This is a genomic window from Sulfuricella sp., assembly GCA_041651995.1.
Lineage (GTDB): Bacteria > Pseudomonadota > Gammaproteobacteria > Burkholderiales > Sulfuricellaceae > Sulfurimicrobium.
The window spans coordinates 1-16145 of sequence record JBAZID010000013.1; the positions used below are offsets into that span (position 1 = coordinate 1).

At 58.9% G+C, this 16145-nt stretch carries 15 protein-coding genes; 3 read left to right on the forward strand and 12 right to left on the reverse strand.

From position 1 onward, the window contains the following. Positions 1-73: 73 nt before the first annotated feature. The 7 genes from WC392_13095 to WC392_13125 form a co-directional block, all read right to left on the reverse strand. Entirely contained in the window at positions 74-1705 is a 1632-nt protein-coding gene (locus tag WC392_13095; protein MFA5243299.1) for a tetrathionate reductase family octaheme c-type cytochrome, read from the reverse strand. Between the two features lie 97 nt (positions 1706-1802). Beyond that, positions 1803-2957 carry a rhodanese-like domain-containing protein gene (locus WC392_13100; GenBank protein MFA5243300.1) on the reverse strand — a complete coding sequence of 385 codons (1155 nt, stop codon included), beginning with the start codon at positions 2955-2957 and terminating at the stop codon, positions 1803-1805. A gap of 21 nt (positions 2958-2978) precedes the next feature. Continuing rightward, entirely contained in the window at positions 2979-4223 is a 1245-nt protein-coding gene (locus tag WC392_13105; GenBank protein MFA5243301.1) for a YeeE/YedE thiosulfate transporter family protein, read from the reverse strand. Positions 4224-4298: 75 nt separating this feature from the next. Then, entirely contained in the window at positions 4299-4691 is a 393-nt protein-coding gene (locus tag WC392_13110) for a hypothetical protein (protein MFA5243302.1), read from the reverse strand. 230 nt (positions 4692-4921) lie between these two features. Next, positions 4922-5521 carry a cytochrome b/b6 domain-containing protein gene (locus WC392_13115; GenBank protein ID MFA5243303.1) on the reverse strand — a complete coding sequence of 200 codons (600 nt, stop codon included), beginning with the start codon at positions 5519-5521 and terminating at the stop codon, positions 4922-4924. A 4-nt stretch (positions 5522-5525) separates the two neighbouring features. Beyond that, entirely contained in the window at positions 5526-7175 is a 1650-nt protein-coding gene (locus WC392_13120; GenBank protein MFA5243304.1) for a tetrathionate reductase family octaheme c-type cytochrome, read from the reverse strand. Between the two features lie 43 nt (positions 7176-7218). Next, the gene (locus tag WC392_13125; protein ID MFA5243305.1) at positions 7219-7770 is read right to left on the reverse strand and encodes a DUF302 domain-containing protein; all 552 of its coding nucleotides are present in this window, start codon (positions 7768-7770) and stop codon (positions 7219-7221) included. Positions 7771-7999: 229 nt separating this feature from the next. On the opposite strand from WC392_13125, the gene msrA reads away from it, so the two are divergent. Beyond that, positions 8000-8545 carry a peptide-methionine (S)-S-oxide reductase MsrA gene (gene msrA, locus WC392_13130; GenBank protein MFA5243306.1) on the forward strand — a complete coding sequence of 182 codons (546 nt, stop codon included), beginning with the start codon at positions 8000-8002 and terminating at the stop codon, positions 8543-8545. On the opposite strand, the gene WC392_13135 is transcribed toward msrA, so the two are convergent. Both WC392_13135 and WC392_13140 read right to left on the reverse strand, forming a co-directional pair. Then, on the reverse strand, positions 8542-9426 hold the full coding sequence (locus WC392_13135) for an arginase (GenBank protein MFA5243307.1): 885 nt from the start codon (positions 9424-9426) through the stop codon (positions 8542-8544). The two genes, msrA and WC392_13135, sit on opposite strands and share 4 nt — an antisense overlap. Then, positions 9423-10025 (reverse strand): arylesterase, encoded by a 603-nt coding sequence (locus tag WC392_13140; protein ID MFA5243308.1) that lies wholly within the window; start codon positions 10023-10025, stop codon positions 9423-9425. Before WC392_13140 ends, WC392_13135 begins: the two co-directional genes overlap by 4 nt. On the opposite strand from WC392_13140, the gene WC392_13145 reads away from it, so the two are divergent. Together WC392_13145 and WC392_13150 are read left to right on the forward strand one after the other, a co-directional pair. Continuing rightward, on the forward strand, positions 10024-10710 hold the full coding sequence (locus WC392_13145) for an ATP-binding cassette domain-containing protein (GenBank protein ID MFA5243309.1): 687 nt from the start codon (positions 10024-10026) through the stop codon (positions 10708-10710). The two genes, WC392_13140 and WC392_13145, sit on opposite strands and share 2 nt — an antisense overlap. Positions 10711-10884: 174 nt before the next feature. After that, the gene (locus WC392_13150) at positions 10885-13377 is read left to right on the forward strand and encodes an FtsX-like permease family protein (protein ID MFA5243310.1); all 2493 of its coding nucleotides are present in this window, start codon (positions 10885-10887) and stop codon (positions 13375-13377) included. Here WC392_13150 and WC392_13155 read toward each other — a convergent pair. The 3 genes from WC392_13155 to WC392_13165 form a co-directional block, all read right to left on the reverse strand. After that, a complete protein-coding gene (locus WC392_13155) occupies positions 13374-14309 on the reverse strand; it encodes a diguanylate cyclase (protein MFA5243311.1) in 936 nt (311 codons plus the stop codon). The two genes, WC392_13150 and WC392_13155, sit on opposite strands and share 4 nt — an antisense overlap. Positions 14310-14450: 141 nt before the next feature. Next, positions 14451-14879: a hypothetical protein gene (locus WC392_13160; GenBank protein ID MFA5243312.1), complete on the reverse strand. Its 429-nt coding sequence runs from the start codon at positions 14877-14879 to the stop codon at positions 14451-14453. 9 nt (positions 14880-14888) lie between these two features. After that, complete coding sequence (locus tag WC392_13165) at positions 14889-16142, reverse strand: nitronate monooxygenase (protein ID MFA5243313.1); 1254 nt, start codon at positions 16140-16142, stop codon at positions 14889-14891. Between the last annotated feature and the right edge of the window lie 3 nt (positions 16143-16145).

A 16145-nucleotide genomic window follows, 5' to 3' on the forward strand; every position in this document is an offset into this window, starting at 1 on the left:
GATGAGCGAAGCCTGCGACCAGTGCCAGAAGCGCTCGAAGAGTTTGAAGACATAGATTTTTTCAGACATGACCTTATCCTTTCCTGTTGCTCATGTAGATGCGGCCTGCACCGTGGGCGATCACGCCAAGCAGGGTCAGGAGCGCCAGCGCCCAGCCTGCCATGTCGAGCATCTTGTTGTTGTCACCGCGGCCTGGCATGTAGATGCCCTTGACGTCCTTGAGGCGGCTGTCATCGCTATGGCATGAAACGCATTCGAGCGCCTTTTCCTTGGGCGCGACCATGTGGGTGATGGGCCAGTACATCTCGGTCTTGATGAAATCGACCTTGCCGGAGAAGGGCGCGCCGACGTTCTGCATGCCGTCGGCAATGGCTTTTTCCCAATCGAAATTCTTCCAGTAGCCGATGTTGTCGTTGCCGGCGGTGTGCGGCATGACCAGCGTGTTATTGACCGGATCAAAAGGCTGCGTGCCATGCATGACCTTCATCGGCCAGATCATCGACTTGCCATCGCTTGGGCTGCCCTCGATGCGGTTGATCGGGTTCACGCCCTTGCTCTTGTCCACCTTGTCGCCGAGCAGGGTGTACTTCACCTTGCCGTTGAACCAGGCGTATGCAGGCGTGACATTCTCGCCGAGCACGAAGTCGCCTTTCCTGGAATCGTAGGTGACATGCCCCTTGTCATCTTTCCTGGTCATGGGCTTGCCGTCGGGCCCCATTTTTCCGGCTGTCGACCAGTCCCAGGACAGTTTGGTGGCCACGCCGCCGCGTGCGATGGCGGGAATGTGGCAGGTCTGGCAGGCGATCCTGGCGGTGTGCTCGTTCAGCTTCTTGCCATGATCGCCCAGCTTGGCCAGGCTGACCGGGTGCGGCTGGTTGCCATGGCAGGCCTGGCAGGTGGCCGGGTTGCTGCTGTCCGCCTTGCCGCGTATGTGGGCACCGCCCTTGTCCTGCGCGGTGGGCGTGTAGCGGCTGCCGGAAACATCGTGGCTGGAAGTCTTGTGGCAGGTGCTGCAGGTGAAGTCAGCGCCGGAGGCATCCATGTGGACATCAAGCTCCTTGTCGGGCGCCGCCAGCGAGCTGTCCATGTCGCCGTGTTTCACGCCATCGCCGCCGCCGCCGTAGAAGTGGCAGGCGCCGCAGTTGTCACGGCTGGTCTTGCCGACTTTTTGCGCCACATTTGCAAGGTCCACCGGCTTGACGATCTTGCCGGAGCCGGGAGGAAACTCCATTTCCTTGTAGACCGGGTGTCCGGCCAGGCCGGGCAGTTTCTTGTAATTGCCGGTGGTGTCGTGGCAAACCAGGCAGTCGACATTGTTTTCCGAGCTGAAGTCGAAATTCTTGTCCTTCCAGCCATAACCGGCATGGCACGAGGTACAGAAAGCATAATTCTGCGAAATGGAAATGCAGAAATTGTTCATGACATTCTTTTTGCCCAGACGCTGGTTATTCTCCGGGTTGAGAAATTCCCAGGTCCAGTGCTTGGTCTTGTGCACCTGCTTGGCGGCTTCGGTATGGCAGGAGAGACAGGCCTTGGTGACATCCGGGCCGGACTGGAAGGTTTGCTGCAGTTCCTTGTACTTGCTGTGATCAGCCGTGGAGGTATTGGCGGCGCCAGCCAGGCTGCTCATGGCCAGGGCGCACAGGGCGGCCAGCCAGCCGGCAAATGCCAGGGCGGCTGGCCATTGAGGGTGCGAGGTTTTCATGGTGAATCCTTCCGAAGCTGGTGCCAGATGAACGATCTGGATGTTGTTACCCTTGGCTCAGGGCGGACGGCTGCCGCCTTGCCCTGAGTCACGGTGCTTATTTTCCGCGTTCCTTGATGCTGAACGTGCCATCCGCGTTGAATTTCATCTCTGCATCAATGAAATAGGTCTGAAGCTCGCTGCGCATCAGTTTTGCCGTGTCATGGGCTTCTCCCGAGCGGGCTCCCGTGCCGCACAGAAATATGATGGGTTTGTCCTTGGGCAGGGTTTCGAGTTTTTTCTCCAGGTCACCGATGGGAATATTGATCGCTCCCTTGATGGTGGCTGTGTTGAATTCCTTGGCATCGCGCACGTCCACCAGCAGCAGTGAATCCGGATTTTCCTTCATGACGCGTTCGAAGGACGCAACCGTGATGGTGCCTTTTTCCTTGCCGGGCTCGACACCCGCTTTGGCCCTGGCTACCGGGCCGGTGCTATCGGTCGCGGCGGAGGCGGGTGCCTGACCGTAGAGCTTGAGCCATTCCGGATGCCCTTCCACAAAGGTTTTGACATCTGTGTACCCAAGTTTTCTGGCCTTATCTGCGGACTTGTCGCTAAGCACGCATTCCAGGCCGCCACAGTAGTAAATCAGTGGCGTGGCCTTGTCGGCTGGGAGCTTATCCACATGCTTGTCAAAGTCGGTGTCTGAAATATGCACTGCGCCGGGGATGGCGCCCTTGTCGAAAGCGCGTTTTGGACGGGCATCAATCAGCATGAAATTGGCTTTTTCATCCAGCAGTTTCTTGATGTAGGCGCCAGAAACGGATTGCCTCATCCCTTTGGCTGCCCAGTCCGGGGAACCGTCGGCATAAACGCGGATGTTGGTGTAGCCGAGTTTTTCCGCCTTGAATGCGGAGTTGTGGCTCAGCATGCATTCCACGCCGCCGCAGTAAAAAATCAGCAGCGTGCTCTTGTCCTGCGGCAGGCTGGCGGCCATCTGGTCGAACTTGCTGTCCGGGATACTGACCGCGCCGGGAATATGGCCCGGGTCATACTGGCGTGCCACCGGGCGGGAGTCGATCAGCATGACGCCCTTTTTGGGCGGGATTTCGGCATTCTGTTTGACGAATTCGATATCCACCAGCTTGCTGTACCAGCCTTCCTTCGCCTTGAGCTGTTCGGCGTGTGCCGGTGCCACCCCGCTTGCGGCAGGCAGAACGACAGGCAGGGACAGAAGCAATGCAAGGCCCAGATTGTGCAGTTTCTTGTTCATTTTGATGTCTCCTCGTGATCTCTAAAGAACGGTAAACTTTTCAGTCGACTCGTTGTAGCGCACCAACAGATACCACACCAGCAGAATCGTGCCGCTGATCAGCAAAGTCCAGCCCCAGCCACCCACCATGTCCGGGAGATAGGCCTGGAAGCCGACAGCGGTTTTCTCGAACATCTCTACATTGTCTTCATCAATGGAGGTGAGCTTGAATTTCTTGAGCAGCGCGCTGGCAACGGAGCCCGCCCAGGAAAAGAAGAAGATCGCCACCCACAGCTTGAGGTGCCCTTCACCCATGCGCCACAGCGAACCGGATGCGCAGCCGCCGGCAAAGATCATGCCGATGCCGAAGATCAGCCCGCCAAGCAGCGAACCGATCCAGAAGGCCGGCGGAATGGCGACATAGGGGTCGATGATCTTTTTCTGGAACAGCAGCGAGGAAATCAGCAGGCCGACGGTCAGGGCCAGGATGATGGCCTTGGTCATGTCGCCCTCGGCGGTCATGAAGGGTTCGCGGAAAGCGCGCGCAAAGCACAGGCGTGAACGGTGCATGATGAAGCCGATGGCGAATCCGGCCAGCACGATCACGGCGCGGGCGGCCCACTTCTCATTGCCGGAGCCATACCACTGGGTTGCCCAGAACAGGACGCCCATGACCACGGCAAGCCCGAGCAGGGGGTAGATACGCAGCACGCCTTGGGGAACCTGGAGGGCGGGAGGCGCCACCATGCCCCACTCGATGTTCTCCAGCGTCCATAGCAGCAGCTTGAGGCCGATCACGGCTCCCGCCAGCAGCCCCGCCCACATGGCCCAGCCCGCCGGGGAGGCGTGCAGCACCGGGTTGAAGAAGCCGCCGGTGGTGCAGCCGCCGGCCAGCGCCGCACCGGTACCCATCAGGCAGCCGCCCATTGCCGCCCAGACGTATTCCAGTTTTGGCGGACGGCGGGGGAGGAACTGGCGCGACAGCAACGCTGCGCAGAACGAACCCAGCAGCAGCATGATGTTCATCAGCGACATGCGGTGCATGAGGAAGCTGTCGAGTTCCTGGGGGATGCCGAGCAGCGGACCCAGGCCGATCAGGTTGTTGAACCAGTCGCCCCAGAATTTGACGCCGCCGAAAACTCCCCAGAACAGGCCGTTGATCATCAGGCCAATAATCACCATGACCAGCAGGATGCTGCCCAGATAGGGTGACCATTCTTCGACAAAAATGTTTTCGTAATCCGCCTTGAAACCGGCGAGCCAGGAAGAACCATTTTCAGTACTCATTGCAAGCGCCTCAGGCAAGTGACTCACGGGAGCGCCCAACGCTCCCGATTTTTATAACAGGATAGGACGCTTTGATTAACTGCAGCTGGCTGGGCTGTCGCCATCCTTTGCGCCTTTGGTCACAAAGGCCTTGATGTCCTCCAGGAGTTCCTGATCGGGCACATCGGCAAATTTTTCGGCTGCCTTGTTGGTGGCCTTGATGCTGGCGCGATACTGCTGGCTGACATACTGCTTGACGCTGTCCTTGCCCTTGGCGTGTTTGTCTGCCTGGAGGTAGGCAGCCCATTCGGCCTTGCTCTTGCTTGTCGGAGAAATGGCTTTTTCAGTTTTTGCAACGTGGCAACTGGTACACACCTGACGGTAGTAAATTCGACCGCGTTTCCAGTCGCCGTCGTATGCCTGTGCCGTGGAGTATGCCGTGCCAGCCAGCAGGGCGAGAATGATGGTGATCGAGAATTTAGTTTTCATGGCGGATATCCCTTGTAACTAATTGATTGTAAAAGTAATGCGTAATTGTTTTGCAGCCTCTGATTGAGGAAATGGTATGACTGCAGGAAGTATTGGTCCAATCAAATACTAATATACCTACTCTGAATTAATTTGTTATGAAATTAATGGAGCTTGGGCTGGCTGATTGCGGTGAACAAAAAAGCCGGACAGTTTTCACTGCCCGGCTTCTGGTCGGGTGAAGGGATGCTTTATTCCACTTCTTCCCACCCGGTAATCATGGCCCTGATGTGCGCGGTTGGGGTATGCCCTGCCGTGGTCAGATAGACGTGGGCGATGAGGAACAGCAGCATCATGAAAGCGCCCGCGGTATGGAAGAAGGCCACCCACTCCAGCGAGACATACTGGTCCACGCCCCAGGCGTTCCAGTCGCCGAAGAACAGATAGAGCCAACCCGAGAGCCACAGCAGCGGCCCGATGAACAGCAGCACGCCGAGATAGGCCAGGCGCTGTAGCGGATTATGCTTCTTGAGCTGGGTAGCCTTGAAGGGATGCGGCGCATGGACGAAGATCCCGACGGAATAGAACTTCACCATGGCCACCACCTTGTCCAGGGTCGGAATGTACTGCTTCCATTCCCCGGTGGTGAAATGCCAGAAGATGGCGAACACCCACAGCCCGATCAGGGTCCAGGCGGCGATGGTATGCAGGTTCACCGCCTGTCCGAAGCCGAACAGATGGTAAGAGCCATGCACCTCGAAACCGGTGACCAGCATGAAGATGATGAGCGAAGCCTGCGACCAGTGCCAGAAGCGCTCGAAGAGTTTGAAGACATAGATTTTTTCAGACATGACCTTATCCTTTCCTGTTGCTCATGTAGATGCGGCCTGCACCGTGGGCGATCACGCCGAGCAGGGTCAGGAGCGCCAGCGCCCAGCCTGCCATGTCGAGCATCCTGTTGTTGTCGCCGCGGCCTGGCATGTAGATGCCCTTGACGTCCTTGAGGCGGCCATTTTCGCTATGGCATTGCGCACAGGTCAGCGCATCGCCCTTGGGGGCAACCATATGCGTGATGGGCCATGACATCTCTGTACTGACGAACCCGAACTGGCCGCTGTAGCTGCCGTCTACCGATTTCTGTCCGGCTGTCAGCGACTTTTCCCAGTCGAAATTTGACCAGAAGGAAGTGTCGTCGTCAGGGCCGTAGGTGTGCGGGATCAGCAGTGTGCTTGAGACCTTGTCGTAGGGCTGCTTGCCGCGGAATACCTTCATCGGCCAGATCAGCGATTTGCCATCATCCGGGCTGCCGTTCATGGTGTTGATTTTTACGACTTTGCTCGGGTCCAGCTTGGTTTCGCGCAGAGTGTAGTCCACCTTGCCGTTGAACCAGACGTACTCCGGGATGACATCTTTTTCCCAGCTGAAATCACCCTTCTTGCTGTCGTATGAATTGCGGCCGGCGCTGTCTTTCGAGGTGAAAGGCTTGCCGTCCTTCATCTTGCCTGCGGTGGACCAGTCCCAGCTCATCTTGGTGGCAATGCCGCGGGCAAATTCCGGAATATGGCAGGTCTGACAGGCGATTTTTTCCGTGTGCTCGTTCAGCTTGGCCATTTTTGCCGGGTGTGGCTTGTTGCCGTGGCAGGACTGGCAGGTCGCCGGATTGCTGTTGTCCGACTTGCCGCGCAGGTGCGCGCTTTCCTTGTCCATGGCGGTTGGCGCATAACGGCTGCCGGGCACTTTGTGGCTGGAGGTTGCATGGCAGGTGCCGCAGGTGAAGTTGAGACCGTCCTTGGCCATGTGCACGTCCAGGTATTTGCTTGGATTTGCCAGGGTGCTGTCCAAATCGCCATGCTTTACCGCATCGCCGCCGCCGCCGTAGAAGTGGCAGGCGCCGCAGGTCGCGCGGCTGGTCTTGCCGACGTGTTGAGCCACATCCTTAAGGTCAACCGCCTTGACGATTTTGCCTGAATGCGGAGGGAACTCCGTATCCTGGTAAGCTGGATGTCCGGCAAGGCCCGGCAGCTTGCGATACTTGCCGGTGGTGTCGTGGCAGACCACGCAGTCCACACTCTCCTGCTTGCTGAAATCGAATTTCTCGTCCTTCCAGCCATACCCCACGTGGCAGGCAGTACAGAATGCCTGGTTGGAAGAGATGGAAGTGCAGAAGTTGTTGATGATGTTCTTTTTGCCCAGCTTCTGGTCGGTTTGCGGGTTGACGAATTCCCACGTCCAGTGCTTGGTGTGTTGAACCTGTTTGGCAGCCTCGGTGTGGCAGGTCAGGCAGGCCTTGGTGACCTCGGGGCCTTCCTTGAAGTCCTTCTGCAGCTCCTTGAACTTGCTGTGGTCCGCTGTTGAGGTCGAAGCCTTCTTCGCTTCGGCCGCTGGTGCAGCCGGTGCTGCTGCGACTGCTGCAGGCGTTGCAGCCGGTGTGGCCAGGGCGGTCAACGCAGTCAGCGCGGTGCCGGCTGCGAGTGCCCAAGCCATGATTTTTGTTCTGATGGACATGATTCCTCCTGAATTCTGGTTGGTGATGGATGCGCGAGGCTATTTAACAGCCGCCACCGCCAGCACCCGCACCACCCGCTGCACCACCACCGCCTGGTGTGCCCACTTTCATCTGTGGCGCAGGCTTATTGGGGTCGAATTCCAGGAATTTGGCCTGATCCGCCGCCACGTGGCTCATGACTTCTCCAACCATCGGACCGAACATCCTGCCCATCAGGCCGGCATTCATGTTGCCGATGTAGGTTTTGCCATCATTTTTCTTGTAAACGGAAATTTTGCAGGGCATCAGGATGGAGAGATAGCGCACCGAGTCATCCTTCAGGATCGGAGCAGAGTATTTTGTGCTGCAAGCTTCAATCATCAGCACCGGCAGGGTGTTGCTGCCATCACTCTGTACTGCCTTGGCAGGGTTGCGCAGTCCGGACAGCGACCAGCCATTGCCGGTACTTTCAATATTCTGCTGGATGCGTGCGACGGTTTCTTCCAGTCCGTAGGGACTGACGCGCTCATGAAACATCAGGCCTGGGGCCATGATATAACCCACGAAAGCAATGAATATGAGGCCCAGTACGAAGCCACCTAGAATTTTTAGCATTTTGAGTTCCCCCGGAACAGTTGATCTATTATTGGAACGACTTCTATTTTCTGATGCAAAAGTTACAGGCTCAAGAGTATTTTAGAAGATGTATAAACCGTATAACTTATGTATATAAGAATATCCGAATATTATTAACCCACCAACAAAAAATATTTATGGGTTGTCGCGTCCGGATTAAACATAAATAAATGGAATGATTTTTCATGACTCACGAGGTGTGGCGCAGATGAATAAATATCCTGAAATTGCCACGTTTGGCGGTGGCTGCTTCTGGTGCCTGGAGGCGGTATTCAAGGAACTCGAAGGCGTGATCGGCGTTGTTTCAGGCTACATCGGTGGCCAGACTGTGAATCCGGATTACGAAGCTGTCTGTCGCGGCGATACGGGCCATGCCGAAGTCGTGCAGGTGAGCTTTGATCCCTCGGTCATCGCTTACCGGGAATTGCTGAGTGTCTTTTTTGCCATCCACGACCCCACTACGCTGAATCGCCAGGGCAACGATGCCGGGACGCAGTACCGCTCGGTGATTTTCCATCATTCAGCGGAGCAGCAGTCCGCCGCGCAGGAAATGATTGCCACGCTTTCCGCTGAAGGAATATGGGAACAGCCGATTGTGACCGAGGTTTTGCCCGCGCCGGTTTTTTACCCGGCAGAGGAGTACCACCGGGACTATTTCAGCCGGCATGCGGAGCAGCCCTATTGCCGCATGGTGGTGGCGCCAAAGGTAGCCAGGTTGCGAGAAAAATTTGCCGCCAAATTGAAGCGGAGCTAGGTTTCGCTCCGGCGGCAGAATGCGCCGAGCAAATCCGCCATAAGCCTGAGTGTGCGCTGATCCCGGTCGCGCCGCGGGTTGTATTCGGCCAGTTCCAGGGCAGCGAGGCGAGGGTGGTGCAGGATGCCCCCCAGTGCCTTATCCAGCGTCAGGTGGTGCAAGCCATGCCGCACTGGCGTGCCCACGCCCGGACTTTCCTCCGGGCTGAATGCATCGAGATCGATGCTGATGCCGAAGCCCGCTGTGCCTTGCAGGGCGATGGCGAGGGCATCCGCCATGACCGGGGCGATGCCGCGCTGTTTTACTTCTGCCATGAAAAATACCCGCACGCCGAGGCGCTGAAGCAAATCGGCCTCACCGGGTTCAAAGCTGCGCACACCAATCAGGCAAAGATGCTCGGGCAATATTTTTGGGCTGAAGGCGGCGATGTTGACCAGTTCCGGCGCGCCATGGCCCAGCAGCGCCGCCAGTGGCATGCCATGAATTGAGCCGCTGGGCGTCGTCTCTGGCGTATGGCTGTCCATGTGGGCATCGATCCAGATCAGGCCAAGCGGGCCTTTTTCCCTGAGCGCCAGCGCGGTACCGCTCCAGGTGCCGGCGGCGCAGGAATGGTCGCCGCCAATGACCAGCGGCAGCTTGCCGTTGTGGATCGTTGTGCTGACTTCCCGAGCCAGGTCCGTGCATAGCGCCTGAATGCCAAGCAGTGAAGAGGGCGCGGCGGCAGGGCGCAGGGTGGTGCGCCAGCTAATGTCGCAAGCCTGCTGTTGCAGGCTGGGCACGAGCCCGGATCGCGCTATGCTGTCAGGCCCGGCCGCACAGCCCGGGTTGCGCGCACCGAGGCCCGAGGCAACCCCGATGATTTCGATGGGGCGCATGGTCATAGGAGTGACTGAAGCTTTACCCAGACATTCTCCATGATGGCCGCCTGTGCCGCTTCTGTGGGGTGGAGGTTGTCGGCCTGGAACCATTCGCGCCTGTCGGCAATCCCATCAAGGAGGAAGGGCAGCAGGGCGGTGCGGTGTTTTTTCGCCAGTTCGGGGAAGAGCGCGGCAAATCCCGCAGTGTAGGCCGGACCATAATTGGGCGGCAGGCGCATGCCGATGAGCAGGATGCGCGCCTTGCGGCTGCGGCAGGCTTGCATGATGCTGTCCAGGTTTTGCCGGGTGGCGCCGAGGGAGAGGCCGCGCAGACCGTCATTGGCGCCCAGCTCGATGACCACGATAGCCGGACGGTGGGTGTCGAGCGCGGCATGGATGCGGGCTGCGCCGCCTGCGGTGGTTTCGCCGCTGATGCTGGCATTGATGACGTGGTAGCCGTGCGGCTTACGGTCCAGGCGCTGTTGCAGTAAACTCACCCAGCCCGCTTCGGCGGCAATGCCGTAATTGGCGGACAGGCTGTCGCCGAAGACCAGGATGGCCTGTCCGGCCCAGGCTGCCGGAGCGATTAACAGCAGTACACACAATAACCAGCGAATCAGCATGAATTCTCCTTCTTCCTCATTCATTGTGCAGGCGAGCAGCCTGTCCAGGCAAGTGCCGGTCAGCGATGGCATGCTCACCATATTGCACCACCTCGATCTGGACATAGCCAGCGGCGAGTCGGTCGCGATTATTGGCGCCTCGGGTTCGGGCAAGTCCACGCTGCTGGGTCTTCTTGCTGGCCTGGATCTGCCCACCAGCGGCGAAGTGCATATCAACGGGGAAAATCTGTTTGCGCTTGACGAGGATGGCCGCGCGGCCCTGCGCGGGCGCCTGATCGGTTTTGTGTTTCAGTCCTTCCAGTTGCTGCCGGCGCTGACTGCGATCGAGAATGTCATGCTGCCGCTGGAGCTGGCCGGTATCGCGCCGGCGCGCGAGATGGCGCTGTCTGTCCTGCAAAGAGTAGGCCTGGGCGAGCGCCTGCATCATTACCCCAAGCATCTTTCCGGTGGCGAGCAGCAGCGCGTTGCCATTGCGCGCGCCTTCGCCACACAGCCCAAGCTGTTGCTTGCCGATGAGCCCACCGGCAATCTTGACAGTGCCACCGGCGGGCGAATTATCGATCTCCTGTTCGAGCTGAACCGCGAACAGGGCACCACGCTGGTGCTGGTCACCCATGATGCCGAACTGGCAGCCCGTTGCGGCCGCAGGTTGCGTCTTGTGGATGGGCACCTGGTGGCGGAGTGAAACCATGAACCTGGAAACCTCGTTTAACCACGGAGATCACAGAGAGCACGGAGAAAAAATAAGAGATTGCATCGTATTTGGTATGCAACCTTCCGGTGAGACTATAAAAGACTTCAGACCGCATTTCTCCGTGTTCTCCGTGCCCTCCGTGGTTATTGAACAAAGATTGTTAACATGAACCTGCTGCGTTTGTCCTGGCGCATGTTGCTGCGCGAATGGCGGGCTGGCGAGCTCCATGCCCTGAGTTTTGCGCTGCTCATCGCGGTGGGCGGCGTGACCGCCGTGGGCTTCTTTACCGACAGCGTCAATCAGGCCCTGAGCACCGAAGCGAGCCAGTTGCTGGCGGCGGATCTGGTGCTGGTGGCGGATCATGAGATAAACAGCGAATTTCTTTCTGAAGCCCGTCTGCGTGGGTTGGCGCCGGTTCGCATCCTCACTTTTCCGAGCATGGTCGTCAGCGCCACGGGGAATCAGCTGGCGGAAATCAAGGCGGTGTCGCCCGGATACCCGCTGCGCGGCAAGCTGCGCCTTCAGTCCGGCGAAGGCGAGCGCGTTGCAGAGGGGATTCCAGATCCGGGTACGGTGTGGCTGGATCCGCGTCTGCTGGCGCAGTTGCAATTGACGCCGGGCGATTCGCTGGAGCTTGGGGCCATACGCTTCCAGGTGGCGGCAGTACTGAGCTTCGAGCCGGATCGCGGCGGGGATTTTTTCAGCATCGCGCCCCGTCTGATGATGAATGCACAGGACTTGCCCGCGACCGCCCTGATTCAGCCCGGCAGCCGCATCAGCCACCGCACCCTGCTGGCCGGAAATCCACGGGAGATTGCCGCCTACCGCAGCTGGGCGGTGCCGCGCCTGTCGCGTGGCGAGAAGCTTGAAGGCGTCAGCGATGGCCGTCCCGAGATTCGTTCTGCCCTCGAACGGGGCGGCAAGTTTCTCAACCTGGCCGCGCTCACCAGCCTGATTCTGGCGGCAGTGGCGATCGTGCTTTCGGCGCGGCGTTTTCTTGAACGCCATCTCGATGGCTGTGCCGTAATGCGCTGCACCGGGGCAAGCCAGAGACAAGTGTTCCTCCTGTATCTTTACCAGTTCCTGTGGCTCGGCATACTGGCCAGCCTGGCCGGCTGCCTGCTCGGCTATGGCGCGCAGTGGGTGCTGGCGCGGCAGTTGGGCGGGCTGATTGCTACCGGTTTGCCCGCTCCTTCATGGACCCCGCTGGCTTATGGCCTCCTCACCGGCCTGGCCACATTGCTGGGTTTTGCCTTGCCTTTCCTGCAGCGTTTGAAGCGTGTTCCGCCCTTGTGGGTATTGCGTCGCGAACTGGGTGGCCCGCAGCGCATCAATCTGGCCGGCTTCGCCGCTGGCGTGGGCGTGCTGCTGGCGCTGCTGCTGTGGCAGGCGGGCGAGATCAGGCTTGGGCTTTACGTGCTGGCCGGATTGGCAGCCGTGGTGGTGGTGGCGCTGTTGCTGACGCATGCCCTGATTCGCTTGCTGTCGCCGTTGCGGCACAAGGCCGGCGTGGTGGGCATCACCTGGCGTTATGGCCTGGCCAATCTGGTGCGGCGGCGTCATGCCAGTGCCAGCCAGGTGGTGGCGCTTGGGCTGGGTTTGACGGCGCTGCTGCTCCTGACTCTGGTACGCGGCGACTTGTTGCACAGCTGGCAAAGCACCTTGCCCATGCATGCCCCCAATCGCTTCGTCATCAATATTCAGCCGGACCAGGTGCCGGCGTTGCAGGCTTTTCTCGGCAGCCACGGCATGGCTTCCACAGAGCTGTTTCCCATGGTGCGCGGGCGACTGCTGGCTATCAATGGCCGGGCGGTGTCCGCTGCGGATTATGCCGAAGACCGGACCAAACGCCTGGTGGAGCGGGAATTCAATTTGTCCTGGGCCGCTCAATTGCAGGACGACAACCAGATCGTTGCCGGGCGCTGGTGGGAGAAGCATTCTGCTGCTGCCCAGTGGTCGGTTGAAGAGGGCATTGCCCGGAATCTGGGAATCAATCTCGGCGATGAATTGACTTATCAGGTGGCCGGGCAAAGCTTCAGCGCCACGGTCACCAGCCTGCGCAAGGTCGACTGGGATTCCTTTCGCGTCAATTTCTTCGTTATAGCCACGCCGTCCCTGCTGGAGGCTTACCCGGCCAGCTACATCACGGCCTTCTACCTGCCAGCGGGCAACGAGGCGCTGCTTGACGAAATGGTCAGGGCCTTTCCCAATCTGACCGTGATCGACGTGGCTGCACTGATCAATCAAGTGCGCGCCATGATGGAGCGGATCGCCTCAACCGTGGAATTCGTCTTCCTGTTTACGCTTGCGGCAGGCCTGATGGCCCTGTATGCGGCGATTGCAGCCACCCGGGAGGAACGCATGGTCGAGGCCGCAATCATGCGCACGCTGGGGGCCAGCGGCAAACAGTTGCTCCTGAGCCAGATGGCAGAATTCATTCTGATCGGCCTGCTGGCCGGGACCGTGGCGGCCCTGGCCGCGACCGGCCTGGGATATGCCCTGGCGACGCGCGTGTTTCACCTGCCTTACCAGTTCAACCCCTGGCTGTGGATCATTGCCCTGACCGCTGGTGTGCTGGGGGTGACTCTGGCAGGCTGGCTCGGGACTCGGGACGTGTTGCGCCAGCCGCCGCTGCAAACCCTGGGCAGGCTTGGCTAGTCAGGCTGAACATCGGCAATGACGTAGCGGTTGCGCCCGTCTTTTTTGCCTTCGTAAAGCGCCTTGTCCGCGCGTTTGATTGCGTTGGCAATGTTCTCTTGCTCTCTTACCAGCGTCAGGCCAAGGGTGATCGTCACTGTCAGTGGTTCGCTGCCGGCAATCGGCACGGGTGTTGTGCTTATCGTGGCCACAATCCGGCGCGCAGATTGCTCTGCCTCTTCAGCCGATTTGCAGCGCATAAGCCACAGGAACTCCTCTCCACCAAAACGGTACAGGGGATCATTGGCGCGCAGGGATTGTTTCAGCGTGCCGGCAATATGACGCAATGCGCTGTCGCCTTGCGGATGGCCATAGTTATCGTTGATAAGCTTGAAATGATCAATGTCGATCATCGCAACATACAGCAGCGTGCAGTTGCGCTTGGCATCCTTCTGGCACAGGGAAAAATCGCTTTCGATTCCGTAGCGCAGGGGCAAGCCGGTCAATGGGTCGTGCCGGACGGCATTGGAGAGCGTCAATGTCTTTAGTCTGGCCAATTGGGTGAGCAGTTCGGACTGTGAACGCTCGAATGTGTCCAAATCGGCTTTTTGTCCCGGCGTGCCGGTCATTACGTCGGCACAGATGGCCCGAATGGCGTCGTGCATGGCCTGATGCAATGCTTCGACTTGATGCACTGAATTCGTGTTGATGGCTTCAAAATGCGCCCTGTTTGAAGTGAACCAGCGTCCGAAGCGGCACAGGGTATGCGCCATGGGCGCCAGCACGTCTTCTCCTGGCGACGTGCGCAGCACCGCACAGCGCAATATCCGGCGCGTCCAGTCCATGTGCGCCTCGATTGCGGCATCAAACTCGGCAATGAAAGTGTCAGTTTCAGGAGAAAATTCAGGCATGCCGATGATTGTAGCACTATTGATCCGGCACGAATTATCCATGAATGTCGGCCTAAAGGCCGGCCTGCAGTCCGGAATAAAATATGCCGGATCACTAAGCGGTTTCAGTGGCAGGCAAGGTTTCTGCTTTGGGCGGCACCAGGTTTAACGGGGATTTCCCGGTAGGGGCGGGGCCATGGCCGGTCAAGGCGGCAGAATTTCTGGCGGGATACCCTTGATGCGCAGCTGGAGGCGATTGAGAAAATCAGGGGCGCCAAGGCAATCCGGGTTGTCTTCTTCGCTACATGGCATATCCATTATTTCCCAGCGGCCAGCACGCTTCTGAAGCAGCACCACAACGTCTTCGTGGCGGCTTTTTCCATCCTGGGATTGCGGCTGGGCGTGGAGCCACGCCCAGTTATTGGCGATTTTCAGCTGCCTGACTACAAAAACCACCCGCAGGCCGTGCAGCTGTTTAATTTCATTCCGCACTGCATCGAGAATGGCTTTCCGTTCGCTGTGCGTGGCAACTGCTGGAGTGGTGGCGTTATCCGCTGCGATATTCGCGCTGGAGAGGGCCATCCATCCGGCCAATGCCGCTGCGATGCAGATGGAGGCGGGCTTCATCTGCATCGGATTCGCTTATTCCTGGGGAGGCAGGGCGATCTTCTGCTCAACGCTGAACTGGTAGTCGCGGAAAATGTGTTCCGCGCTCAGGATCTGGTAGGTGCCATCCGCGTTCTTGCGCGTGGTGTCCTTGAGGCGGTAGGTGTAATGCCCGCAGGTCCAGCAGTTGAAGTTGCGCATGTGGGTGCACAGGCAGGTCTTGTCCATCACCGCAATCTTCTTCGCATTCGGGTGGGCGGCCACTTCGCGGTTATAGGCTTCGATGTAGGAGCAGTTGCCGTTGCCGTCCAGCAGGTAGCCGTATGATTCGCATCCCGGGCTGATGCCTGAGCCGATCGACGGGCTGTTCTTGAGCATGCGCATGGGGTAGCCGGTCGGCGAAGTGGTGTTGACCTCGATGTCGTCCTCGCTTGCCTTGAAGTATTCCTGCATGACCTTGTCGGGCAGGCCGCATTCGTCGGCAACCGTGAAGCGGGTGGCCACCTGCACTGCCGCGGCGCCCTCCTCGAGGAAGGACACCGCATCGCTGCCGGTGAAGATGCCGCCGGCCGGGATCACCGGGATGTTCAGATTTTCGGTCTTGAGGTACTGCATGACTTCGAGCGTGATGGTGCGCAGGTCGTATTTTGCCCAGTCTTCGATGGAAAATCCCAGGTGGCCGCCGGCCAGCGGCCCTTCGACCACGATGAAATCGGGCAGGCGGTTGAGCTTGGCGGTCTTGCGCAGGAACAGCTGCAGCGCGCGCAGCGAGGAAACGATAATGCCCAGGTGTGCATCGCGGAAACGCGGATGGTCTTCCATCAGCGCGAAAGAGCCGAGGTGCAGCCCGGCGCTCAGGGTGATGCCGTCGATACCCTCGTCCAGCGCGGTGCGCAGGCGCACGCTCAGGGTCTCGCGCGGCGCGTTCATGGTCAGTTTTTCCATGCAGTTGATGAAGATCATGCCTTCACCGCGCTTGGCTTCCATCGACTTGCTGACATGCAGGCGCGTGGCCTCGGCAATCTGACCGAGATCGAACTTCACCGCGGATTTGTCGGAGTTGTCGAGGTTGTATTTGTACTGCTTGAGCTTCTGCTTGACGAAATGCGTGTCGTAGCGCCGGTCAGTCACGGTCGGCAGCATGGCGTCTGAAATGTGTCCGATGCCGCCTAGGCGCGCGGCCTCGAGCGCCAGCTCGGCGGTCGATATGTCGACCCCCATTCCGCCAATTATGATCGGTACCAGTTCGTGTTTGCCAAACCGGAGGCGGAAATCATCCACACATTTCATTGC